Genomic DNA, 23,141 nt, shown 5'->3' with positions numbered 1-23,141 from the left:
CGTCAACGCCGGATGCGTTGCCGTGCCGCCGTACGGATCGCGGGCAGGTGGTCGGTCAGGGTCCGGGCGTACTCCGCCAGGACGTCGGTCGACCGATCCACGTACGCCCACAGTGCCTCCTCCTCCGCGCTCAGTCCGGGTTCGCATTCCTCGGAGTCGACGTCCCTGAGCCGTGCGATCCGATATGCGGCGCCAAGGACCTCGTCCACCGCCAGGCTGGCGGTCCGGATGGCGTCGACGACGGTGGCCGGAACGCCGCCGTTGGTGAACGCCGTGGCGAGTTCGTCCGAGGGCAGGAGCAGGGGCATCTGGTGGTCGATCCAGGTGTCACCCCACATCCGACGCATCCGGGCATCCGGGAACGGGTCATCGACGACGGTCACGTCGCCCGTCGCCGAGCGTTGCAGGGCGAGTCCCGCCCGTGCGGCGAATTCCCGCGCGTCCAGGCGAGGGGCGTCGGCGATCGCTCCCAGGTTCTGGGGCGTGTCCACGAAGAAGGCCGCGAGTCGGGCCAACGTCCTGACCTCCTCCGACGGTCCCGGGAGGTGACGGAGTTCCTCATCCTCCAGATAGGCGCTGGGATCGGCACCGGCCGCGCGCACGGGATTGATCGGTTCGCCGGCCGCGGTGGACAGCGCGACATAGGTCGCCAGGTCCGCCCACCATGCGACGAGTTCGCGGCTGGACCGTCGCAAGTGGCGGGCGTGGTGGATCGCGTGGGTCAGGCGCAGCGACGTGAGCGCCCGTTTCGGGTGCGGACAGCTGCGCTGGCCGGCGGCATGCGCGCCCCGGGTGAGCCACCGCTCGTCCTCGTCGTTACGTTCGTCGAGTTCACGGTGGGCGGCGGCGCATTCCGCGACGAGAAGGTCGCTTACCTCGGCAAGGTCGGCCAGGACGGCGTCGATGGCCTCGGCTGTCATCTCGGCGGTCGCCGGCGGTGTCGCGTGTTCCGGAGAATCGGTGGTGTCCCGCACAGGTACTCTCCCTCGTCGCGTGGTGGGGTCGGGGCGATGACGGCCGCCAAAAGCTGGCGTCGATGGAGGCTATGCGGCCTCCGAGACCGAACCCACTACGACGCGCGAGCGAAGCGAGACTTTACGTAGTTGCGCCGATCGTGGGACACCTCCGCGACGGGACCTCCCGCCCCTGACCGCGAGCAACCTCCTCGCCGGCTCGGGTCTGCCGGTGACCGTGCCGGCCCGCGGCTGTCTGTCGCATCGAGCCGGGCGAGGTGATGGCTCAGGAGCGCGTCGCCGTGACGGTCACCGTGGTGTACCGCATCGGGAAGCTGCCGCCCACCGCGTCGATCGCGGCTCCGACGCCGACGAGCAGTCGGTCGAGTGTCGCGGCCGGGAGGTTGGTGTGCAGCCCCTGGGTGGGCAGCAGATCCAGCCAGGCTTCGCGGGTGTACGTGCGTTGCCAGTCGTCCCGCCACCGCTCGGGTTCGCCGAACGCGCCCGTCTGCCGGATCCCGTCGGCGGCTGTCGCACACAACGGGTCGTACGCGTCCGGGCCGACCGCCCGCATCCGGCCGGTCATGGGCGAGTCCGGCAGCACCCGCCGATACACCTCGGCGAACGCCTCCGCGAGGTCGGCCGGCGGCTGGTCGACGTTCCAGAAGGCGGCGAACCGGCCGCCCGGCCGCAACGCCTCGGCCGCCTTCGCGGCACCGGCCACCGGGTCGACCCAGTGCCAGGTCTGGCCGGCGACGACCGCGTCGAACGTCCGACCGGCCGGATCCCAGCTCTCGAACGTCGCCATCTCGACGGCGAGGCCACGTTGGCGCGCCCAGGTGGCCATCCGCGGGTCGGGTTCGACGCCGACGACGGCACAGCCGGCGGCCTGTAACTGTCGGGACGCGATGCCGGTGCCGCAACCGACATCGAGCACCTCCGACCCCGGACTGCTGGCGGCGATCCGCCGGATCAGGTCGTCGGGATAGTCGGGCCGGGTGCGGTCGTACCGGCCGGGGTCGACGCCGAACGACTCGGCCACCCCGCGGTGGCGATACGGCGGGAGGTCGGCCCCGTCCGGGGCGGCACTCGGCGATGTAGTGGGCACGCGCCCACCATAGTGGGCACGCGCCCACTCGACAAGGTCACGCTCACCCATCGCCACCGAAAGCGGGACGCGGCGCCAACCGGGACGCAGCGCCAACCGGGACGCAGCGCCAACCGGGACGCAGCGCCAACCGGGACGCAGCGCCAACCGGGACGCAGCGCCAACCGGGACGCAGCGCCAACCGGGACGCCTCTCGGGCCCGGCGTAATGCGACACAACAAGGGGCAACACACTCAAGTTGGTCGATCTACGGAATGTCCTGCGGGACGTCGACGCGACCGCACGCGGTGCTACCTTCCCGCCACGCGACAACCCTGGCGATACCAGCGGCGGCCGCCGGGCTGCGCCAGAAAGGTGTCCGATGAGCAGTCGGGTCGAACCGCGCACCTGGCGGATGACGGTCAACGGTATCCGCACGCCGGTCCGTGAGGTCGGGCCGGGCGACGACCGGGAGGCCGTCGTCTTCCTCCACGGCAACCCCGGTTCCGGCGCCGACTGGCTCGGCCTGCTGGGCCGGGTGGGTGGCTTCAGCCGCGCCGTCGCCTGGGACGCGCCCGGCTTCGGCCAGGCCGACAAGCCGTCGGACTTCCCGCAGGACGTCGACAACCACGCCGCCTTCGTCGCCGCCGCCCTCGACCAGCTCGGCATCGAACGCGCACATCTCGTGCTGCACGACTTCGGCGGGCTGTGGGGCCTGGCCTGGGCGGCAACCGACGCGGCCCGGTTCGCCAGCGTCGTACTCGCCGACACCGGGCTGTTGGTGGACTACCGCTGGCACCGGCTGGCCCGGATCTGGCAGACACCCGGACTGGGCGAACTGTTCATGGCCGCCACCACCGGGCCCGCGTTCCGGGCCCTGCTCAGGCAGGGCAACCCGCGCGGGCTGCCGCGCGACTTCACCGACCGGATGTACGACGACTTCGACCGGGGGACCCGAGCGGCGGTGCTGCGGCTCTACCGGTCGGCGATCGACATCGGGACCCCGAGCAGGCGACTGTCCGCCGCGTTGCGGCCGTTGAACCGACCGGCGTTGGTGCTGTGGGGCGCACACGACCCGTACCTGCCGAAGACACTGGCCCGGCAGCAGCGCGAGACGTTCCCGGACGCGGAGGTGGTGGTCCTCGACCGCAGCGGGCACTGGCCGTTCGTGGACGACCCGGACCGCTGCGGGGACCTTGTCGCCGGGTTCCTCCGACGGGTACGGACGACCGACCCGCGGCCGTGATCGTCGTACGCGTGGCGGCGATGCTGGACCTGCCCACGGGACCACCCCTCGGACAGGAGTCCGGCCATGGCCGAACCGGATGCCGACCTGGCCGCGACCCTGCGGCCGGCCCCGACCCGACGGCGAGCACGGCGGTGACGACCGTCGTCGTTCCGCTCGGTTGACGATCGGCGACGCGGCCGGCCGGCTCGATCGACGGTACGCGTGGGTACCGGTGCCGGTTGCCACACCGTCCACTGGGGACAGGGTGAGCTAGCACACGTCTTCGCGCGGGGATGGCCGTGCGAGCGGGTGACCCTGTGATGCTGGATCTGGAAACTGGCGTCCGCACGGCTGGATGGCCGTTGGCTTCCACCCCGACCTACGCAGGTTGACGTGCACTGCGTCGGCATCTCCCCACCGGCCAACTGGACCCGGAGAGTTACGTGACCAATCAAGCCGTTGCGGCGCCCGCAAAACTCGACGCCGCCGTCCTCAAGATCGCCGGAGTGGTCGTACTCGGCGCAATCATGTCGATCCTCGACATTACCGTCGTAAGCGTTGCACTACCGACCTTCCAGACCGAGTTCGACGCCACGTACGCCGAGGTCGCCTGGACGATGACGGGCTACACCCTGGCACTGGCCACGGTAATCCCGCTCAGCGGCTGGGCCGCCGACCGGTTCGGCACCAAGCGGCTCTACATGCTCGCCCTACTGCTGTTCACGCTCGGCTCGGCGCTCTGCGCCACCGCCGACTCGATCGGTCAACTCATCGCGTACCGGGTGCTCCAGGGCCTGGGCGGTGGCATGCTCATGCCGCTCGGCATGACGATCATGACCCGTGCGGCCGGCCCGGCGCGAATCGGCCGACTGATGGCGGTCCTCGGCATTCCGATGCTGCTCGGCCCGATCGGCGGACCGATCCTCGGCGGCTGGCTGATCGACGCGGCGAGCTGGCACTGGATCTTCCTGATCAACGTCCCGATCGGCGCGGTCGCGCTCGTGTACGCCCTCTTCGCGCTACCGAAGGACAGTGCCGAACCGTCCGAGTCGTTCGACTTCATCGGCATGCTGATGCTCTCGCCGGGTCTCGCCCTGTTCCTCTACGGTGTCTCGTCGCTACCGGAGACCGGCACGATCACCGCCACCAAGGTCTGGTCCACGATGCTGGCCGGCGCCATCCTGCTGGTCGGCTTCGTCCTGTACTCGTTCAAGCCACGGCACCCGCTGCTCGACCTGCGACTGTTCCGCAACCGCAACCTGAGCGTGGCGTCAATCTCGCTGTTCGTGTTCATCATCGCGTTCATGGGCGCCGGGCTGCTGTTCCCGAGTTACTTCCTACAGGTCGGCGGCGAGTCCACCCTGAAGGCCGGTCTGCTGATGGCGCCGCAGGGCATCGGCGCGATGCTCACGATGCCGATCGCCGGCATGCTGGCCGACAAGATTCCGATCGGCCGTACCGTGCCGTTCGCGATGGCCCTCATCGCCGCCGGGTTCTTCGCGTTCACCCAGGTCGGTACGGACACCTCGTACTGGTTGCTGTGCGGTTCGCTGTTCGTGATGGGCCTCGGCATGGGCGGCACGATGATGCCGATCATGACGTCGGCGTTGCGTACGCTGACCAACCACGAGGTGGCGCGCGGTTCCACGCTGGTGAACATCCTCCAGCAGATCGGCAGCTCGATCGGTGCCGCGATCATGTCGGTGATCCTCACCAGCCAGCTCAACGGGTCGGACCCGATCCCGGGCCTGACCGACCCGCGTAGCGGCGAGCCGATCACCGAGGCCGGCGCGGCGATCGCCAGCCAGCACGGCAGCCAACTGCCGGTCGAGCCGTCGGTCATCCAGCGCGGCCTGGAATTCGTGGCGGACTCGTTCGCCACGACGTTCTGGGTCGGCTTCGCGCTGGTACTGGCGACCTTCATCCCGATCGCATTCCTCCCCCGCAAGCGTGAGGTGTCGCACCTGCTCGACGACCAGGGCGGGGACGGCGTCGACCGGGCGGCGACCCCGGTGCTGATCCACTGAGGTTCCCCGCCCGGCGCCGGATCGATCGACGCGCCGCCCGGCGGGAAACCGGGACCGGTGGTCGCCGAATTGGCGACCACCGGTCCGACGCCGTTTCAGGGCCGGTGCGGTCGGGAAGAACCGGGACCCACGGCTACGGTGAGAGCGTGGTTACCGCCGCCGACGTACGCGCACTGGCGCGGAGTGGCACGGCGGCTGACCCGAGCCGAAGAGGTTCTCACATGCCGCAAATCCGCCCCAAGCACACCCGGTTTCGACCATGCTCGAAAAATGGACGCGACGGGGCAGCCGGCGCTGATCCGGCCGATGCTGGCCACCGCCGGTGACCTACCGGCCGAGACCGGCTGGGCGTACGAGTTCAAGTGGGACGGGGTACGCGCGGTCGCGTACGCCGAGCGCGGTGGACGACTGCGCCTGCTCTCCCGCAACGACCGGGACATCACCTCGGCGTACCCGGAAATCGCGATCCTGCCGTCGCTGCTCGGTGGCCGAACCGGCGTGTTGGACGGCGAGTTGGTGACCCTGGACCGCCGCGGTGCGCCGAGCTTCTCGGCCCTGCAACGCCGGATGCACGTACAGGCACCGAGCGCGTCCCTGATCGCGTCCGCCCCGGTGCGCTACCTGGTCTTCGACCTGTTGCGGCTGGACCGGACCCGGCTGGTCGACCGGCCGTGGTCGCAGCGCCGGGCGGAGCTGGAGCAGCTCGGGCTGCAAGAGCAGCAGGTGACGGTTCCGCCGGTGTTCGACCGTGACCCGGATTCGGTGATGAGCGCCGCCCGCGACCGGGGGCTCGAAGGCGTTGTATCCAAACGGGTCGAGTCGAGGTACCTACCCGGCAGACGATCACCGGCCTGGCGCAAGACCGCACTGATCCAGACGACCGAGGTGGTGGTCGCCGGCTACAAGCCCGGTTCCGGCCGGCGCTCGGGGCTGGTCGGGTCGCTGCTGCTCGGGATCAACGAACCCGCCGGGCTGGTCTTCGTCGGCGGCGTCGGTACGGGTTTCACCGACGCGATGCTGGCGGACCTCGGCGAGCGCCTGCGCCGGCTGGAACGGGACCGGCCCGCGTTCGCCGCACCGATGCCCTCGGCGGAGGCCAAGAACGCCCGCTGGGTCGAGCCGACGCTGGTCGGCGAGGTGGTCTACCGGACGGTCACCCCGGATGGGCGGCTCCGGCACGCCTCCTGGCGCGGGCTGCGGCCGGACCGGGACCCGGACGAGGTCCGCCGCCCGCGCTCCACCACCTGAGCGGTGCGGACCGACCTCAGTCGCAGGCGGCAGCCTGTTCCGGGCCGTTGCCGCAGGGCCGGTTCCCGCTGATGACCGTCCTGTCGTCGACCTTGACCACGACGTCCTTCGCGGCCACACCGCCCGGCTCCCGAGCGGCACCGTTCCCGGTCACCCTGCTGTTGAACAGCGACACCTGGCCCCCGACGACGGAGACGCCGCCGCCCTTCGACTCCGGGCCGGTCGCGGTGTTCCGGCTGCTCTCGCTGTACCGCACGAGTACGTTCGACTTCTCGGCGAAGATGCCGCCGCCGTCGCCGGCCGTGGTGTTGTCCACGACGGTGCTGTCGTCGACGGTGAGCAGACCCTGGACGCTGGAGATTCCGCCGCCGGTGACCTCGGACCTGTTGTGGCTGATCGTCATGTTCCGCAGCGTGATCGTGGCGTCCTTGTTGGCGACGCCGCCGCCGACCCTGGCGGTGTTCGCGGTGACCCTGGTGTCCCAGACCTTGGTCCGGGCGGCGAAGCTCGCGATCCCGCCGCCCTCTCCGGCCGTGTTGTGGTTCAGGGTGCTCTCGCTGATGTCGGCCGCGCCCTGGTAGTTGGCGAAGCCGCCGCCGAACCCGTTCGCCCGGTTGTTGGTGAACTCCGAACCCTTCACGGTGAGGACACCCCCGTTGAGCAGGCCCCCGCCCCGGCCCGCCCAACCGGCGGCGCTGTTGTCGACGAACGTGCTCCCGACGACGGTGAGGTGACCGTCGTTGAAGATGCCGCCACCGCCACCCTCCGGGGCGAGCGCGGCGCTCTCGGCGACCGTGATGCGCTCGACCACCGCGGTGCCGCCGTGGTCGAGCGAGATGCTGCCGCCGTTGGCGGCGCGGCCGTTCGCGAGGGTGAGGTCGGTCAGCTTCAGTTCGCCGCCGTTGCGGACGGTGAAGAACCGGAATTCCTCGGCCTTCGCGTCCCGGATGATGGTCGCGCCCTCGCCGGCGATGTTGATCGGTTGGTAGATCACCGGTAGGCCGGACCTGTCGTTGCCGCCCTCGACACCGCCGTCCGCGTACCCGGCGAGCAGGTACGTGCACTTCGCCGCGAGTTTGAGGTTGCCCCCGCCTTCGGCGTTGGCGTGGTTGATAGCGGCGACCAGTTCCGCCGGGTCGCAGGGCACCGACCTCACCTCGCGCAGTCCGCCGTCCGCCGCAGTACCCGAATCCGGGCCGGTGGGGGCGGATTCCCGGGCGAGCCCTGGCCCTGGCGCCCCGGTGCTCGGGCCGACGGTCGAGGACAGGTGCGCCAGGCGCGGCGCGGTCGGGCCGCCGTCACCGGTCACCGGGGCGAGGGCGGTCAGACCGGCCGCTCCCGCCACCACTCCCCCGGCCACCAGGCCCTTGACCAGCAGCCATCGTCGCCCCGTTGGCCGTACTGCGCAGTGATCGGGATTCCCGTGGTCCCCGTGATAACCGGACATAAAGCTTCCCGCCTTCCCTACCGGACCCGCCGCACCACGTGGGCCGCGGAGGCTACAGAGGTTGCAACCACTGAAAGCCACAGTACGGCGACCATCGGGGCAAGAGAGGCTTATACGAACAAACCACATGTTCTCCGAGAAACGGATACCAGGTATGGAACAAGCATTGTTTCGGTCCGGGCCACCGGCCGGGCGGAGCCGGGTCGGCTTGGGGCGTACCGATAGCCTGGCGCCGCAGGCGGTAGGGGTTCGCACGGCGGGTCGGAGGTTCGACGGTGGCACGGCAGCGGGTGGGGCAGCAGCGACCGGGCCAGAGCCGCCTGCCGTACCGGGGTCCGGGCCGGGTGCGCCCACCGACGCTGGGGGTGGACGTGGGCGGGGTGATCGTCGCCCTGACCGGCCGGGACGAGGACACCTCGTTCTTCGGCAACCGGCCATTGGAGACCCCCGCGATGGCGGGCGTCTTCGACGCGCTCGCCGCGCTGACCGTCGAGCCGTTCGCCGAGCGGGTCCACCTGGTCTCGAAGGCCGGGCCGAAGGTGGCCGACAACACCCGTGCCTGGCTGATCCACCACGACTTCTTCGACCGCACCGGCATCCCCGCCACCCACCTGCACTTCGTCCGGGAACGGCGGGACAAGGCACCGGTGTGCCAGCGCCTCGGCATCACCCACTTCGTCGACGATCGTCTGGACGTACTGGCCCATCTCGACGGCGTCGAGCACCGTTACCTGTTCCGGGGTGGGATCGGTGACCAGGCTCCGGAGGCGGCGCTTCCCGACTGGGTGACAACGGTGGACACCTGGGCCGGGCTCGCCACCCGGCTGGCCGGATCGGTCCCCGCCCAGCCCACCGATCGTCGGTAACCGGTCGCCCGGTACGGCGAGCCGGGCCGGGCGGATCAGCGCGGGTCGGCCCCGACGCCCGTCCGGCTTCGGCGGGACGCCCGGCGGGCTCGACGCAGCTCCACCAGGGCGAGGATGACGACGAGTACGGCAGCGACGCCGACCAGGCCCCACGGATAGGTCGCCACGGTCACGCTGAATCGGGCCGGTCGATCGGACCCCACCTCGCCCCGGACGGTGTAGGTGCCGACGGCTGGGGCGCCGATGGTCACCGGTAGGCGTACCGTCCGCTGCTCGCCGGGGTCCAGGGTGTCCAGCAGGGGCGGGGGCACGAACCCGGTCGGTTCGGCGCCCCGGCCCAGGGTGACCGCGATCGCGGGCTCGACCGCCGGTACGGCGCCGTTGTTGCGTACCTCGACCAGCAGGGTGCGTTTCGCCGGGCCGGCGAACAGGTCGGACCAGGACCACCGCCCGGTCACGGTGACCCGGGTGACCTCCAGGTCGGCGGTGGCCGACAGCCCGTGCCCGGCTTCGGGTGGTGCGGGCAGGACGCTGATCCCGGCGACGACCACCGGCACCGTGCCGCTGATCCGGCCGCTCAATCCGGTCACCCGGACCACGCACGGGCAGCCGACGGGTGGCGCGGTCACGGTCAGCGTCGCGTGTGCGGTGCCGGCCGTCGGGACGTAGGTCTGGACGCCGGCATGGACGGCGCAGTCGGCCGACCCGCGCCGGGCACCGTTGCCGCAGATCTCGATCACGGCGGTGCCGGCCGGCCAACCGCCGAGCCGGACCAGGACCCGGTCTCCGGGTGCGGTCCGGTCCCGGTCGATCGCGATCACCGGCGTGGTCCCGGCCGGCGGGGCGGCGGGGGTGGCGGGAGCCGGGAGGGCAGCGGTCAGCACCGCCGTCACCAGCGCCAGGGCGGGGACTCCGGCCACCGTCACCGCCGCCCGTCGACGGGGGCCGCCGGTCCGATGGAAGCCGAGGAGGCAGCCGGTGCCACCGGGTCGGCGGGGGCCGGGGAGGCGGGGGCCGGGGAGGCGGGGGTACGGCGGCGCCTGGCCCGTCGCAGCGGCGCCACCACGCAGAGCAGGGCGAGCGCCGCGATCAGCAGCCACGGTGGCGCCCAGACACCGCTGGTCCGGGTCACCCCGGGCAGCGGTACGTCCATCGTGGACGGTGTCACCGCCACCGCGACGGTCAGCCGGCCGGCCGCCGGTAGTCCGGTGACCCGTTCGCGGACCTCGAAGGCCGAACCGGGCAGCAGTTCGGGCAGGTCGAGGGTTCCGGTACGGGCCAGGGACCAGCCGAGCGGACCGCTGACGGTGACCCGGCCGGTGCCGCCGATCCGTACGTTGCCGGTGTTGCGCAGCCGGTAGTTGACCGTCATCGTGCCGCCGTCGAACGGGTTCAGCGGGAAGTGGTGTGTCACCCGCAGCGTCTCGACCTGTAGTGACGGGTGCAGTGGCCCGGCCACACGGAGGTAGACGCGGGCCGCGGCCCGGCGGTCGAGGTTGACCCGCTGCCCGTTGGCGTCGGTGCCCACCCCGGTCACCGAGGCGACCAGACCGCCGGTGTGGTCCCCCGGTGTGGCGTTGGCCGGTACGTCGAGATGGAACGGGACGACCACCCGCTGGCCGGCGGGCACGGTCCGGGTACGCGTCCCGAGGCTCGTCCAGGCGCCGGGGCCGGTCGGCCGCTGACTCGCCGGCAGCAGGCCGAATCCGCCGTCGGCGGCGGTGAACGCGTCGGTGGCGTAGATGGTGAGGGTCAGCGGCGTGGTACCGAGGTTGCTGATCGCGACGTGGTCGTCGATGCGCTGGCCGGGGCGGGCGTCGTAGGCGAAGTAGCTGCGCCCGGTGGGTCCGGCGGCGTCGGAGGGTTGGACCGCCCAGGTGATGTCGGGCGTGGTCGCGGGCGCGGCGTGGCCGGGTGACGCGGACAGGACGGCGAGCAGGGCCACGGCCAGCGCCGACAGCGATCGGTGGATCATGTGCAGCTCCGCGGAGGGGGCGGCGGGGGCATCCGGCCCGTGGACCGGATGCCCCCGCCGTGAGGGGTCAGGACAGGGTGACGGTCAGCGTCGCGGTGTAGTCGCCCGGCGAGGTCGACGCCGGTACACCGAGGTCGAGCCGGGCCCCGCACTCGAACTGTCCGGCGCTCGCGCCGGCGGCCGAGGCGCAGAGCGTCCGGGCCGTGGCCAGCCCGGTACCCGTACCGGGGTTGGCCACCGCACCCGGCGTCACCACGCCCGGTACGCCGACCAGCCCGTCGTCCACCACCGACGCGTTCGGCGTCCAGCCGAGGTTGTCGGCGGCGATCACGCCTCCGGCGGCACTGGTGAAGTTCTCCACCTGGCCGACCAGGCTCCAGCCGGCGTTGGTGCCGCGCCGGTCGGTGACCGTGACCTTGTTGAGAGTGCCGGTCGCCGTACCGCCGGGGTCGACCGCGCCGAGGGCGACGGTCGATCCGGCCGAGGCCAGGATCAGCGCGCCGGTCTGGCGGACCTGCGCGGTGATCTCCTGTTCGGCGCTGCCGCCGGCCCCCGGTGCGGTGGCGAAGCTGACCGGGGTGAAGGTGTCCTGGCTCCGGTCGGCCGAGCCGTGTGCGGCGAAGGTGAGGACGTAGCACTGCACCGAGGTGCAGTCGACGGCGTTGCCGTTGCCGTCGGTGTACTTCGCGGCGAGCGACAGCGTGGTGCTGAAGGTACCGTCGCCGTTGAGCGTGTCCTGTCCCCCGCTGGGGGTGGTGACGTTCTTGTTCACCCACTTCACCGACTTGTAGCGCCGGGCGTTGACCCAGTAGTCGGTGTCGTTCTTCGGGCCGAAGGCAACGTAGATGCCGTTGCCGCCGGCGCCGTCGGGGTTGAAGTCGGAGCCGGTGACGGCGATCGTCGCCTGTTCCGGGTCGATGCCGGTCGACGGGGTGACCTTGACCGCCGGTGCCGCCGGGGTGCCGGCCGAGGTGAGACTGAACGAGGCCGGGTCCAGGACCGTGCCGGCACCGTAGAAGCCGGCGAACGCCGCCGCCCCGATCTCGGTCATGGTCGTGGTCAGGTTGGTCCAGCTCACCGTCGTACCGGACGACTGCGGTCCGGTGGACGCGTCCAGGGTGGCGATCGCGGCCTGGTCGACCGAGACCGGTTCGAAGCCGCCGCCGCTGACCTCAAGGTCGACGTCGGCGAGCAGCGAACCCGTTCCCCCGTTCAGTACCACCGTGGGGTTGGCCATGGTGATCTTGAAAAAGTGGGCCGGGTACGACAGGACCACGGTGCCGCCGTAGTGGACGGTGGCCGCACCGGTCGCCGGGTCGTACGAGCCACCGAGGGCGGCGAACCCGAAGGTGCCGTCCGCGTTGCGGGTGGCACCGTCGGCGACCGCGATCGGCGGATTGCCGTTGCCGGTGGAGACGTAGTTGCGGAACGACGCCTTGAATCCCCAGTCGAGGTCACCCGCGGTGACATCGGCCGGGGCCGCCGCCACGGGAGCCACCGCCACGATCGAGGCGGCGGCACCGAGGACGACCGCGGCCGTCCAGCGCAGCGACGTACGCCGGGCGTTGCCGGCGTTCAGTTTGCCCATTCTGCTTCCTTTCCGAGAAGACCGGGGGAACACGCACCCCCAAGAGCAACTTAGGTTAGCCTAAGCTAAGTTGCGGTCAATCCGGCAGCCGGGCCACAGGTCGACGCTGAAGATCCACAAGAAACAGGCCGGTCAGACGACTTGTCCGGAGACGAGATCCGGTCTTAGGTTAGGCAACCCTTAGATCTCTGTCGTCAACCAATCGGAGTAACCCCGATGTCCACTCGTCCCGGGATCAGCCGCCACCGGATCGGCGCGGTCCTGCTGCTCAGCGCGGTCGCGACCGGCGTGCTGTCCCCGTCACCGGCGCACGCCGACACCGTGGGGCAGGGTCCGAACGGACAACGGCTCACGGTCGCCAAGACGGCCGGCATCAGCCGGGCCGGGGAGACGATCACCGTCTCCGGCTCCGGCTACGACACCAACAAGGGCATCTACGTCGCGTTCTGCGTCGACAACGGGAAAGGCGCCCTGCCCTCGCCGTGCGGCGGCGGCGCGGACACCAGCGGCAGCTCCGGCGCCTCCCAGTGGGTCTCGTCGAACCCACCCTCGTACGGCGAGGGACTGGCCATCCCGTACGGGCCGAACGGCACGTTCCGGGTCCAGATCAGGGTCAGCGCCACAATCGGCGACATCGACTGCACCGTACGCAGGTGTGCGGTGGCCACCCGCAGTGACCACACCCGCAGCAGCGACCGTACGCAGGACGTACTCGTGCCGGTGAGTTTCGCGGCCACACCCGGTTCCGGGACCGGCACGACGACCGGGCCGACGCCGTCGCGTACCGGTGCGGCCACCACCCGACCGGGCACCGGGCCCACCACCCCCGCTGCACCGGGCGCGGTCGGCGTACCGAGCGCCGGCACCCCGGCCACCGGCACCGCGGCGACCGGCGCGGTCGACGGACCGGGTGCCGGCGACCCGGCGGCGGCCGGCCCGATCGAGGTGACCCGGGTCAGCGAGAGCACCTCCACGGGTCGCCTGTGGACCGGCGCGCTGGCGGTCGTCGCCGCCGCGCTCGTCGGCGTACTCCTGCTCCGCCGCCGCAACCGGCGCGGTGCCGCATGAAACGACGACCCGGCCACGCCGCTCTCGTCCTGGCCGCCGTGCTCGGACTCGCCGGCTGCGCCGGCACCCCGACCGACGCCGGCCGCGACCCGGCCGCCGGCTGCGGACCCACCACCGCCCGGGTCGAGACCACCGACGTGGTCCCGGTCGCGGACAACCCGCCGACGACCCTGCCGGTCACCGTCAACAGCGCCGACGGTACGAGCGTGACGGTGACCGACACCAGCCGGATCCTGCCGGTCAACCTGTACGGCTCGATCGCCGAGATCGTGTTCAGCCTCGGCCTCGGCGACCGGGTCGTGGGCCGGGACACCGCCACCACCTTCCCGACCGCCACCCACCTGCCACTGGTCACCCCGGCCGGGCACGACCTGTCCGGTGAGGCGATTCTGCGGCTCAACCCCACGGTGGTGGTCGCCGACGAGAGCATCGGACCACCCGAGGTGCTCAACCAGCTCCGCCGGTCCGGCATCCCGGTGGTGCTGATCGACGACGAACAGACGCTGGCGGCGGTGCCCCGGCACATCCGCTCGATCGCGACGGCACTGGGCGTCCCGGCCGCCGGGGAGGCGCTGGTCGGCCGGGTCGACGCGGACATCGCCGCCGCCCGTCGCGCCGCCCCCGCCGGGCAACCGCCCCGGATCGCCTTCCTCTACCTGCGCGGCACCGCCGGGGTCTACCTGATGGGCGGCAAGGGCGCCGGCTCGGACGAGATGATCCGGGCGATCGGCGCGGTCGACGCCGGTACGGAGATCGGACTGGCCAAGTTCCGCCCGCTGACCAGCGAGGGTCTGATCAACGCCGCCCCGGACGTACTCCTGGTGATGACCGAGGGACTCGAATCGGTCAAGGGCGTCGACGGGCTGCTCGCCATGCCGGGCGTGGCGCAGACCCCGGCCGGCCGCAACCGGCGCATAGTCGACATGGACGACGGGGTCCTGCTCAACTTCGGCGCCCGGACCGGCCGCGCCATCAGCGCACTCGCCACCGCCGTCTACGAGTGCGGGGGACACCGATCGTGAGCGAACCCCGTACCGTCGTCGAGCCGTCATCCCGCTCCGCCGTAGGGGGCGGGATCCGATCCGTACCGTCGCGGGGGCGGCGCCGCCGCGACGCGATGCTGCTGGCCGGGCTGGGCGCCGGACTCGTGCTGATCTGCCTGGTCGCCGCCGGCACCGGACAGGTGCACGTGTCACCGGCCGAGGTGCTCGGCTCCGTACTGCACCGGCTCGGCCTGCCCGTCGGTCCGCTGCCCAGCGCCGCGCAGGGCGAGAACGCACTGTGGGTGGTCCGGTTCCCCCGGGTCAGCCTGGCCGTGGTGGTCGGTGCGTCACTGGGCTGCGCCGGCGCGCTGATGCAGGGCGTCTTCGGCAACCCGCTCGCCGAGCCCGGTGTCATCGGCGTCTCCTCCGGCGCGGCGGTCGGTGCCGCCGCCACCATCGTCACCGGCGTCGCCACCCTCGGCGGCTGGACCGTGGCCGCGGCGGCCTTCGTCACCGGCCTGCTCACCACCGTCGTGGTCTACGCGATGTCCCGCGCCGACGGCCGCACCGAGGTCGTCACCCTGGTCCTGACCGGCATCGCGGTCAACGCGGTGGCCGGTGCCGTACTCGGCCTGCTGATGTTCTTCGGCGACGCCGACGCGGTCCGGGCGATCGCCTTCTGGCAGCTGGGCAGCCTGGCCCAGGCCACCTGGGGCAGCGTCGCGGTCACCCTGCCGTGCGCCGTGGTCGGGATCGGTGCCGCCCTGGCCGCCGCCGGCAGGCTGGACCTGCTCGCGCTCGGCGAGCGACCGGCCCGGCACCTCGGTGTGCCGGTGGAACGACTGCGACTGCTGATGATCACGGTAACCGCGCTGCTCGCGGCCTCCGCGGTCGCCTTCACCGGCATCATCAGCTTCGTCGGCCTGGTAGTGCCGCACCTGATCCGGCTCGTCGCCGGCCCCGGACACCGGGTGCTGATCCCGGCCAGCGCACTCGGCGGGGCGATCATCGTGGTCGCCGCCGACCTGGCCGCCCGGACCCTCATCGACTACCAGGAACTACCGCTGGGCGTACTGACCGCGGTCGTCGGCGGCCCGTGCTTCTTCTGGCTGCTGCGCCGGGCCCGCAACCGCGCCGGAGGCTGGGCGTGACCCCGCCGGAACACCTCCCGCCCGGCACCGGCCCGGTCCCGATCGAGGTACGCGACCTGCGGGTCCGGCTCGGCGACCGGCTCGTCCTGGAGGACGTCAGCGTGGACGTCCGAGCCGGTCAACTGCTCACCCTGGTCGGCCCGAACGGCGCCGGCAAGTCCACCCTGCTCGCCGCGCTCTGCGGTGACCTCCGGGTGGCCGACGGGCAGATCCGGCTCCAGGGCTCGCCGCTGCACCGGTGGACACCCGGCCAACTCGCCCGGCGGCGCGCGATGCTGCCGCAGCGTACGACGCTGGCCTTCCCGTTCACCGCCGGCGAGGTGGTGGCGATGGGCCGCGCACCGTGGGCCGGTCGACCGGAGCAGGCGCAGGACGACGAGGCGATCGCCGAGGCGATGCGGCTCACCGAGATCGGCGACCTCGCCGGCCGCCCGTTCCCGGCCCTGTCCGGCGGCGAACAGGCGCGGGTGGCACTGGCTCGGGTGCTGGCGCAACGTACCCCGATCCTGCTGCTCGACGAACCCACCGCCGCGCTCGACCTGCACCACCAGGAACTGGTCCTGCGGGTGGCCAGGGCACGGGCCCGAGCCGGGCACACGGTGGTCGCCGTGCTGCACGACCTCGGGCTGGCCGCCGCGTACGCCGATCGGATCGCCCTGCTCGCCGACGGCCGACTGGTCGCCGACGGCCCCCCGGACCGGGTACTGACCGCGGACCGGCTCAGCGCGGCGTACCGGCACGACATCGAGATCCTTCCCCACCCCCGCACCGGCACCGCACTGGTGCTGCCGATCCGATCGAATGAGGACGACAGATGAGCGACACACCCACCCTGACCGAGGCGGACGGTCTCGCCGCCCGGCTGCGCGCGGCGACCGACGCGGCCCACCGCGCCGCCGAGTCGACGCCGTACATCACCGCGCTGATCGCCGGGCAGATCCCCCGCGCGGGTTACGCCGCCCTGGTGGCCCAGCACTACTTCGTCTACGAGACCCTCGAAGAGGCCGCCGAGGCGATGCGCGGCGACGCGGTGGCCGGCCCGTTCGTCGCCGACGAGCTGACCCGGTTACCCCGGCTGGCCGAGGACCTGGCGTTCCTGCTCGGTCCGGGGTGGCGGGACCGGATAGCGCCGAACGCCGCGACCGAGGCGTACCGCGACCGGTTGCGCGAGGTCTGCTTCACCTGGCCGGCCGGGTTCGTCGCCCACCACTACACCCGCTACCTCGGCGACCTCTCCGGCGGGGCGTTCGTCGCCGCCGCCGTACGCCGCACGTACGGCTTCACCACCGACGACGGCACCCGGTTCTACCAGTTCGAGCAGATCCCCAGCCGGGGCCGGTTCAAGCGGGAGTACCGGGACCGGTTGGACGCGCTCGCGCTGGACCCGGCCGAGTTCGAGCGGACGGCGGACGAGGCGGTCATCGCATTCGAACTCAACCGGGAGCTGTTCCACCACCTGGGCGCGGCCCACCCGGCGATGCAGTAGGGCCGCTGTCGGCGACCATGCGGGGCGGGGCGGGGGCGGACGGTGTAACCGCCCACTCCCCGCCCCGGCACCCCGCTACCGGCCAGCCGGTCGAACCGACCTCAGAAGTCGCCGACGTCGTTGCGCCACCTGCGGCCACTGCGACCGATCAGACGCTCGGCGTCCGTCGGGCCCCACGAGGCGGCCTCGTACGTGGGGATCGGGGACGAGTCCTTGGCCCAGTGCTCGATGATCGGGTCGATGATCCGCCAGCACTGCTCCACCTCGTCGGTACGGATGAACAGCGTCGGGTCGCCCAGCAGCGCGTCCAGCAGCAGCCGCTCGTACGCCTCCGGCGACTCCTCGCGGAACGTCTTGTCGTACGAGAAGTCCATGCTCGCCGTACGCACCCGGAACGAGTGGCCGGGCACCTTGGCGCCGAAGCGCAGCGAGATGCCCTCGTTCGGCTGGATCCGCAGGATCAGCGCGTCCGCCTCCAGTTCGGTGAGCTGGTCGGTCGGGATCGGCAGGTGCGGTGGGCGCTGGAACTGCAACGCGACCTCGGTCACCCGGGCCGGCAGCCGCTTGCCGGTACGCACGTAGAACGGCACCCCGGCCCAGCGCCAGTTGTCGACGTTGAGCCGCATCGCCGCGTACGTCTCCGTCCGCGACAGCGGGTCGACGCCGGGCTCGTCGCGGTAGCCGGCCATCAGGTCGTCGCGGGTGCCGCCCCGGGTGTACTGGCCGCGTACGGCCAGGTCGGCGATGTCCCGGTCGGTGGGCAGCCGGATCGCCTGGAGCAGCTTCACCTTCTCGTTGCGCAGCCCCTCGGCGTCGAACGAGGCCGGCGGCTCCATCAGCGACAGGGCGAGCACCTGGAGGACGTGGTTCTGCACGATGTCGCGCATCGCCCCGGCGCTCTCGTAGAAACCACCCCGGGTGCCGACGCCGAGCGTCTCGGCGACCGTGATCTGCACGTGGTCGACCCAGCTCCGGTCCCAGATCGGCTGGAAGATCGAGTTGGCGAAGCGCAGCGCGATCACGTTCTGGACGGTGTCCTTGCCCAGGTAGTGGTCGATCCGGAAGACCTGCGGCTCGTCGAAGCTGGAGTGCACGATGGCGTCCAGTTCGCGGGCGGTGGCCAGGTCCCGGCCGTACGGCTTCTCGATCACCAGTCGGGAGAACGAGCCCTCCCCGGCGTGGTTCAGCCCGGCGCCGGCCAGACCGTTGATGACCGGCTCGAACGCCTCGGCGGGCGTCGACAGGTAGAACAGGCGGTTGCCGGCCGTCCCGCGCTCGGCGTCGAGTTGGTCGAGCGTCTCGGCGAGGCGCTTGTACGTGTCCGGGTCGTCGTAACCGCCGGACACGTACCTGATCCCGCCCTCGAACTGCGGGGTGCTCCCCAGCCCCTGTCCGGTGAGGGCGGAGTCGGCGAACTGCTCGTCACTCATCGCGGTACGCGCGACCCCGACCAGGGCGAACTCGCGGGGCAGGCGGTTGTGCCGAGCCAGGCTGGCCACCGCGGGGATCAGCTTGCGCCGGGTGAGGTCACCCGATGCGCCGAAGATCACCAGGGTCGCCGGTGGGGCGTTTCGCTCCTGCGCGAGCTGAGGGATGTTGTCCATGGTCCTTGAGTCCTCCAACCGCGCGAAGCCGTTCGACCCGCGCGAGTGTCCGAATGTCGCTGGGTAGCGCTACCGAACTCGCCGTCGACATCGGTGGCGACGGTCATCGACGTAGGGGGCGATGCCAGTCGTACCACTCCCCGCCGTCGCTGATAACCAGGAAGCTTGCCAGGATCTTCCGAGGGCGCCCGGACAGGGTCGGGCCGCGCACCGGGAACACCCTGGCCGGGCCACATCCGGTTGCGCGGTACGACTTGCACGCCGGTGCGGGTAGTGTCGCAGCTCACCTCGACGGGAGCCGACCCGCCCCGGTACGGAAGGTTCCGCCCCGGAACGCCGGCAGGGAGAACGGGAACGACCCCGGACGGTGCGACGCGCGGGATCAGACGGCGGCCGGCAGGTCGTAGCAGACGCCGGTCAGCTCCTCGGAGAGCTTCCAGAACCGCACGGCGGTCGCCGGGTCCTCGGCAGACGCCACCGGCCGCACCCTCGTCGGGTGCCCCCTGCTCTCGCCGACCCCGTCCGGGCCGATGAACTCGCCTCCCTCGGCGCCGGGATCGGTGGCCGCGTAGAGCTGCGGTAGCGCCCCCACCTCTACGTCCTGGCCGAGGAGCCGGTTGGTGAAACCGCCCAGCAGTTTCGTCAGGCCGGTCGGTGCGCTGGACTGGAGGTTGGTGGCCGTGTAGCCGGGGTGGGCCAGCACGCTGCGTACGGGGCTGCCCGACGCCCGCAGACGCCGGTCGAGTTCCAGCCCGAACAGGGTGGTGGCGAACTTGGACTGGGCGTAGAACGCCAGCGGCGAGTACTTCCGGGCGCCGGTCAGGTCGTCGAAGCGGATGCGACCCCGACGGTGCAGGATCGAGCTGATGTTGACCACCCGGGGATCGTCATGGTGGCGCAGGCTGCCCAGCAGCAGACCGGTGAGCGCGAAGTGGCCGAGATGGTTGGCGGCGAGCTGGATCTCGTGGCCCTGCGGGCTGAGCGTACGCGGCGGCATCATCACGCCGGCGTTGTTGACCAGGACGTCGACCGATACGCCGTCGGCGTGGATCCGGTCGGCGAACGCCCGCACCGAGTCGAGATCGGCGAGGTCGACGCGGCGCAGTTCGAGGCGGGCGTCCGGCTGCGCGGCGGTCAGCTCGGCGATCGCCTGCCGACCCTTGGTCTCATCGCGCACCGCCATGATGACGTGGGCGCCGCGTCGGGCGAGCTGTCGGCTGGTCGCCAGGCCGAGGCCGCTGTTGGCCCCGGTGACGACGAAGGTTCGCCCGGTCTGATCCGGGATACGACTGGCGGTCCACTTGCTGTCGTCCATGCGATCCAGCATGAACCGGCCTGCACCCGGTGTCCACAAAGGCCGCAGCCAGCAAGAAGTCGCGCCGGTCTTCAACCCGGTCGACGATGGCGCGGAGGATCCGTTGTACGACGCTGGCACGATCAGCCCCATGAAGCAGATCGATGCCCTGGCTGGTACGGCGACCTCGGGATCGCCACGGAACGTCGCCCCGGCGAGCACCGACCCGTCGGCGATCGGGGTCGTCCTGACGGAGTTCACCGCACTGCGCAACGAGATAGACAACCTCGCCAGCGCGCACCGTACGATGATCAATCTGAATCTGACGGTGGTGGTGGCCGTGATCGGCCTGGTACTGGCGAACCGGGTGGACCAGCACCTGCTGCTCGCCCTACCGCTCGCCTCGGCGGCGATCGGCCTGGTCTACCAGTGGTACGTCCTGCACGCGAAGAACATCGGCGACTACATCGACCAGACCCTGCGACCGTTGCTGGCGGAATACACGAACGACGACCGGGTGCTGGCGTGGGAACACCAGTTGCGTACCACCGTCTACCGGCGGCGGGGCAGTGCCATCGCCGGCCAGCTCTCGTACATCCTGCTCTTTCCCAGCGTCCCGGTGGTCAGCCTGGTCGCCACCGTGCACATCCTGGACACCCCCTGGTACTGGGTCGCCTGGTGCACCGGCGTCGTCCTGTCGGTCGCCCAGCTGACGATCTGGTGGGTGCAGGCGCGGCACTGGGTGTGCTGGACCTGACCGAGCCCCACCCCCCGGCGGCCGGAGCTGACGCGCCGCGCGCCGGTCGGGGCGGGACCCGTCCGGGTGTTCAACGGGAGAACGAGCGGGCGATCACCATCCGTTGGATCTGGTTGGTCCCCTCGACGATCTGCAACACCTTCGCCTCGCGGAAGTAGCGTTCGACCGGGTGGTCGGCGACGTAGCCGGCACCGCCGAGCACCTGCACCGCGTCGGTGGCCACCCGCATCGCCGTGTCGGTGGCGAAGAGCTTTGCCTTGGCCGCCTCGATCCGGTACGGCCGCCCGGCGTCGCGCAGCCGGGCCGCCGCCAGGGTCAGCGCCCGCGCCGCGGCCACCTGGGTGGCCATGTCGGCGAGCATGAAGCCGAGTCCCTGGAAGTCGATGATGGGGCGGCCGAACTGCTGCCGCTCGCGGGCGTATCCGACGGCGTAGTCCAGGGCACCCTGGGCCAGCCCGACCGCGCAGGCGGCGATCCCGAGCCGGCCCGAGTCGAGCGCGGCCATGGCGATCCGGAAGCCGTCGCCCTCCCTGCCGATCAGCCGGTCGACCGGCACCGGGGCGTTGTCGAACACGATCTGGGCGACCGGCGAGGACCGCAGGCCCATCGTCCGTTCCGCCCGCTGCGGCTCAATACCCGGACCACGGGCGGGGGCGAGCAGGCAGGAGATGCCGTCGGCGCCCGGCCCGCCGGTCCGGCAGAAGACGTTGTAGAAGTCGGCGGTGGCGGCATGGGTGATCCACGCCTTGGTACCGGTCACCCGGTAGTGGTCGCCGTCGCGGGCCGCGCGGGTGGTCAGCGCGGCGGCGTCCGAACCGCCCTGCGGCTCGGAGAGGCAGTACGCACCGAGCAGGTCGCCGCCGAGCAGGTCCGGCAGCAGCTTGCGCTGCTGTTCGGTGCCGTACGCGACGGTCGGGTAGCAGGACAGGGTGTGCACGCTGACCGCCTCGGCGACCGCGAGCCACCGGCTGGCGAGGATCTCCAGTGCCTGCAAATAGACCTCGTACGGCTGCTCGGCGCCGCCGTACTCCTGCGGGTAGGGCAGGCCGAGCAGTCCGCTGCGGCCCAGGGTGCGCAGCACCTCCCGGGGGAACTCGCCGCGCGCCTCGAAGTCGGCGGCGCGGGGCGCGAGTTCACGGTCGGCCAGCTCGGTGACGAGTTCGAGCAGCTCGTGTGCCTCTTCGGTGGGGAGGATGCGGTCGACCGTCATAGCTGCACCAGCTCCGTCGGGATGAGGTTGAGTCGTTCGACGCCGTCCGCGGTGCAGACGACGATGTCCTCGATCCGGGCGCCGTGCCGCCCGGCCCGGTAGATGCCCGGCTCGATCGAGAAGGCCATGCCCGGTTCGAGCGCCCGACCGTTGCCGGTGACGAGGTAGGGGTCCTCGTGCCCGTCCAGGCCGATGCCGTGGCCGGTACGGTGCAGGAACTCCGGCCCGTACCCGGCGTCGGTGATCAGGTCGCGGGCGGCGGCGTCCACCGCCTCGGCCGGTACGCCGGGTCGGACGGCCGCGACGGCGGCGCGCTGGGCGGCGTACAGCACCCTGTAGTAGTCGACGAAGTCGGCCGGTGCGTCGGCCCCGACGACGTAGGTGCGGGTCGCGTCGGAGCAGTAGCCGCTGGGCATGGTCCCGCCGATGTCGACCACCACCGGGTCGCCGGGAGCGATCGGGCGATCCGAGGTGTCGTGGTGCGGGCTGGCGCCGTTGGGGCCGGCGGCGACGATGACGAAGTCCACGCTGGCGTGCCCGGCCTCCCGGATCGCGGTGGCGATGTCGACGCCGACCTCGGCCTCGGTCCGCCCCGGCCGCAGCCACCGCCCCATCCGGGCGTGTACGGAGTCGATCGCCGCGCCGGCCTCGCGCAGCGCGGCCACCTCGGCCGGTGACTTACGCAGCCGCAGTTCGCGCAGCACCTCGCCGGCGAGGCGCTGGGTGCTGCCGGGCAGTGCCGCCCGCAGTGCCAGCACCTGTTCGGCCCACATCCGGTTTCCCAGCCCCACGGTGCCTACCGGTCCGCCGAGGGCGGCCACCACCAGCGGGTACGGGTCGGTGCCGTCGCCGTGCGCGACTATGCGTACGCCGGTGCCGGGGGCCGGGGAGGCTTCAGCCGCGGGCCGCTCCAGGGCCGGTACGACCAGCGTCGGCTCGCCCTGGGCGGGCAGCACCAGGCAGGTGAGCCGCTCCTGCGCGTGCGCGTGGTAGCCGGTGAGGTAGCGCAGGTCGGAGCCGGGGGTGAGCAGCAGCGCGTCCAGGCCGGCGCGGGCGGTGGCCCGTTGGGCGGCGGCCAGCCGCTGCGGTGGGTAGAGGTCGTCTAGGCGCACCCGGTTAGCTTAACGGTCGTTCGGGTGAGGGGCGTCACCCGAGGAGGTCACACCGGC

The 23,141-nt window shown here is 71.8% G+C and carries 20 protein-coding genes; 10 read left to right on the top strand and 10 right to left on the bottom strand.

Features of this window, described 5'->3' with window-relative positions; all coding sequences use genetic code 11:
* Nucleotides 1-2 precede the first annotated feature (2 nt).
* Both OG792_RS14810 and OG792_RS14805 read right to left on the bottom strand, forming a co-directional pair.
* Nucleotides 3-974, bottom strand: coding sequence for a hypothetical protein (locus OG792_RS14810; RefSeq protein WP_329110166.1), 972 nt, complete (start codon nt 972-974; stop codon nt 3-5).
* 265 nt (nt 975-1,239) lie between these two features.
* The gene (locus tag OG792_RS14805) at nt 1,240-2,061 is read right to left on the bottom strand and encodes a class I SAM-dependent methyltransferase (RefSeq protein WP_329110164.1); all 822 of its coding nucleotides are present in this window, start codon (nt 2,059-2,061) and stop codon (nt 1,240-1,242) included.
* Between the two features lie 361 nt (nt 2,062-2,422).
* Here OG792_RS14805 and OG792_RS14800 point away from each other — a divergent pair, with 361 nt between their 5' ends.
* The 3 genes from OG792_RS14800 (at nt 2,423) to ligD (ending at nt 6,543) form a co-directional block, all read left to right on the top strand.
* Nucleotides 2,423-3,286, top strand: coding sequence for an alpha/beta fold hydrolase (locus OG792_RS14800; protein ID WP_329110163.1), 864 nt, complete (start codon nt 2,423-2,425; stop codon nt 3,284-3,286).
* Between the two features lie 425 nt (nt 3,287-3,711).
* Complete coding sequence (locus OG792_RS14795; protein WP_329110162.1) at nt 3,712-5,295, top strand: DHA2 family efflux MFS transporter permease subunit; 1,584 nt, start codon at nt 3,712-3,714, stop codon at nt 5,293-5,295.
* 270 nt (nt 5,296-5,565) lie between these two features.
* On the top strand, nt 5,566-6,543 hold the full coding sequence (ligD, locus tag OG792_RS14790) for a non-homologous end-joining DNA ligase (RefSeq protein ID WP_329110161.1): 978 nt from the start codon (nt 5,566-5,568) through the stop codon (nt 6,541-6,543).
* Nucleotides 6,544-6,559: 16 nt separating this feature from the next.
* Here ligD and OG792_RS14785 read toward each other — a convergent pair whose 3' ends face one another.
* Nucleotides 6,560-7,888: a hypothetical protein gene (locus OG792_RS14785; protein WP_329110160.1), complete on the bottom strand. Its 1,329-nt coding sequence runs from the start codon at nt 7,886-7,888 to the stop codon at nt 6,560-6,562.
* A gap of 377 nt (nt 7,889-8,265) precedes the next feature.
* Here OG792_RS14785 and OG792_RS14780 point away from each other — a divergent pair, with 377 nt between their 5' ends.
* A complete protein-coding gene (locus tag OG792_RS14780) occupies nt 8,266-8,856 on the top strand; it encodes a hypothetical protein (RefSeq protein WP_329110159.1) in 591 nt (196 codons plus the stop codon).
* A 35-nt stretch (nt 8,857-8,891) separates the two neighbouring features.
* On the opposite strand, the gene OG792_RS14775 is transcribed toward OG792_RS14780, so the two are convergent.
* The 3 genes from OG792_RS14775 to OG792_RS14765 form a co-directional block, all read right to left on the bottom strand.
* Entirely contained in the window at nt 8,892-9,776 is an 885-nt protein-coding gene (locus OG792_RS14775; RefSeq protein ID WP_329110158.1) for a hypothetical protein, read from the bottom strand.
* A gap of 2 nt (nt 9,777-9,778) precedes the next feature.
* Complete coding sequence (locus tag OG792_RS14770) at nt 9,779-10,831, bottom strand: WxL protein peptidoglycan domain-containing protein (RefSeq protein WP_329110157.1); 1,053 nt, start codon at nt 10,829-10,831, stop codon at nt 9,779-9,781.
* 67 nt (nt 10,832-10,898) lie between these two features.
* Nucleotides 10,899-12,419, bottom strand: a complete 1,521-nt coding sequence (locus OG792_RS14765) for an HtaA domain-containing protein (protein WP_329110156.1) — start codon at nt 12,417-12,419, stop codon at nt 10,899-10,901.
* Nucleotides 12,420-12,635: 216 nt separating this feature from the next.
* Here OG792_RS14765 and OG792_RS14760 point away from each other — a divergent pair, with 216 nt between their 5' ends.
* Genes OG792_RS14760 through OG792_RS14740 form a run of 5 tightly spaced genes read left to right on the top strand, consistent with a single transcriptional unit; the run spans nt 12,636 to nt 17,107 of the window.
* Nucleotides 12,636-13,487, top strand: a complete 852-nt coding sequence (locus OG792_RS14760) for a hypothetical protein (RefSeq protein ID WP_329110155.1) — start codon at nt 12,636-12,638, stop codon at nt 13,485-13,487.
* Nucleotides 13,484-14,509: a heme/hemin ABC transporter substrate-binding protein gene (locus tag OG792_RS14755; RefSeq protein WP_329110154.1), complete on the top strand. Its 1,026-nt coding sequence runs from the start codon at nt 13,484-13,486 to the stop codon at nt 14,507-14,509. Before OG792_RS14760 ends, OG792_RS14755 begins: the two co-directional genes overlap by 4 nt.
* A complete protein-coding gene (locus OG792_RS14750) occupies nt 14,506-15,621 on the top strand; it encodes a FecCD family ABC transporter permease (RefSeq protein WP_329110152.1) in 1,116 nt (371 codons plus the stop codon). The genes OG792_RS14755 and OG792_RS14750 overlap by 4 nt, the downstream gene beginning before the upstream one ends.
* Complete coding sequence (locus OG792_RS14745) at nt 15,618-16,439, top strand: heme ABC transporter ATP-binding protein (protein WP_329110151.1); 822 nt, start codon at nt 15,618-15,620, stop codon at nt 16,437-16,439. Before OG792_RS14750 ends, OG792_RS14745 begins: the two co-directional genes overlap by 4 nt.
* Complete coding sequence (locus OG792_RS14740) at nt 16,436-17,107, top strand: biliverdin-producing heme oxygenase (RefSeq protein ID WP_329110150.1); 672 nt, start codon at nt 16,436-16,438, stop codon at nt 17,105-17,107. The genes OG792_RS14745 and OG792_RS14740 overlap by 4 nt, the downstream gene beginning before the upstream one ends.
* A 101-nt stretch (nt 17,108-17,208) precedes the next feature.
* Here OG792_RS14740 and zwf read toward each other — a convergent pair whose 3' ends face one another.
* Both zwf and OG792_RS14730 read right to left on the bottom strand, forming a co-directional pair.
* Complete coding sequence (gene zwf / locus OG792_RS14735; RefSeq protein WP_329110149.1) at nt 17,209-18,711, bottom strand: glucose-6-phosphate dehydrogenase; 1,503 nt, start codon at nt 18,709-18,711, stop codon at nt 17,209-17,211.
* A 382-nt stretch (nt 18,712-19,093) separates the two neighbouring features.
* Nucleotides 19,094-20,026 carry an oxidoreductase gene (locus OG792_RS14730; protein WP_329110148.1) on the bottom strand — a complete coding sequence of 311 codons (933 nt, stop codon included), beginning with the start codon at nt 20,024-20,026 and terminating at the stop codon, nt 19,094-19,096.
* A 130-nt stretch (nt 20,027-20,156) separates the two neighbouring features.
* Here OG792_RS14730 and OG792_RS14725 point away from each other — a divergent pair, with 130 nt between their 5' ends.
* The gene (locus OG792_RS14725) at nt 20,157-20,762 is read left to right on the top strand and encodes a hypothetical protein (protein ID WP_329110147.1); all 606 of its coding nucleotides are present in this window, start codon (nt 20,157-20,159) and stop codon (nt 20,760-20,762) included.
* A 70-nt stretch (nt 20,763-20,832) separates the two neighbouring features.
* On the opposite strand, the gene OG792_RS14720 is transcribed toward OG792_RS14725, so the two are convergent.
* Together OG792_RS14720 and OG792_RS14715 are read right to left on the bottom strand one after the other, a co-directional pair.
* Nucleotides 20,833-21,972, bottom strand: a complete 1,140-nt coding sequence (locus OG792_RS14720; protein ID WP_329110145.1) for an acyl-CoA dehydrogenase family protein — start codon at nt 21,970-21,972, stop codon at nt 20,833-20,835.
* Nucleotides 21,969-23,084, bottom strand: coding sequence for a M24 family metallopeptidase (locus OG792_RS14715; protein ID WP_329110143.1), 1,116 nt, complete (start codon nt 23,082-23,084; stop codon nt 21,969-21,971). The genes OG792_RS14720 and OG792_RS14715 overlap by 4 nt, the downstream gene beginning before the upstream one ends.
* Between the last annotated feature and the right edge of the window lie 57 nt (nt 23,085-23,141).

This window comes from Micromonospora sp. NBC_01699, from assembly GCF_036250065.1.
Taxonomy (GTDB): Bacteria; Actinomycetota; Actinomycetes; order Mycobacteriales; family Micromonosporaceae; genus Micromonospora_G.
This window is presented reverse-complemented; position numbering and strand designations above follow the sequence as displayed.

Excerpts from the sequence above, each read along its gene's own strand:
- zwf (WP_329110149.1), bottom strand. The coding sequence starts at position 18,711 with ATGGACAACATCCCTCAGCTCGCGCAGGAGCGAAACGCCCCACCGGCG.
- ligD (WP_329110161.1), top strand. The coding sequence starts at position 5,566 with ATGGACGCGACGGGGCAGCCGGCGCTGATCCGGCCGATGCTGGCCACC.
- OG792_RS14740 (WP_329110150.1), top strand. The coding sequence starts at position 16,436 with ATGAGCGACACACCCACCCTGACCGAGGCGGACGGTCTCGCCGCCCGG.
- OG792_RS14730 (WP_329110148.1), bottom strand. The coding sequence starts at position 20,026 with ATGGACGACAGCAAGTGGACCGCCAGTCGTATCCCGGATCAGACCGGG.
- OG792_RS14760 (WP_329110155.1), top strand. The coding sequence starts at position 12,636 with ATGTCCACTCGTCCCGGGATCAGCCGCCACCGGATCGGCGCGGTCCTG.
- OG792_RS14720 (WP_329110145.1), bottom strand. The coding sequence starts at position 21,972 with ATGACGGTCGACCGCATCCTCCCCACCGAAGAGGCACACGAGCTGCTC.
- OG792_RS14765 (WP_329110156.1), bottom strand. The coding sequence starts at position 12,419 with ATGGGCAAACTGAACGCCGGCAACGCCCGGCGTACGTCGCTGCGCTGG.
- OG792_RS14725 (WP_329110147.1), top strand. The coding sequence starts at position 20,157 with ATGAAGCAGATCGATGCCCTGGCTGGTACGGCGACCTCGGGATCGCCA.
- OG792_RS14770 (WP_329110157.1), bottom strand. The coding sequence starts at position 10,831 with ATGATCCACCGATCGCTGTCGGCGCTGGCCGTGGCCCTGCTCGCCGTC.
- OG792_RS14800 (WP_329110163.1), top strand. The coding sequence starts at position 2,423 with ATGAGCAGTCGGGTCGAACCGCGCACCTGGCGGATGACGGTCAACGGT.
- OG792_RS14755 (WP_329110154.1), top strand. The coding sequence starts at position 13,484 with ATGAAACGACGACCCGGCCACGCCGCTCTCGTCCTGGCCGCCGTGCTC.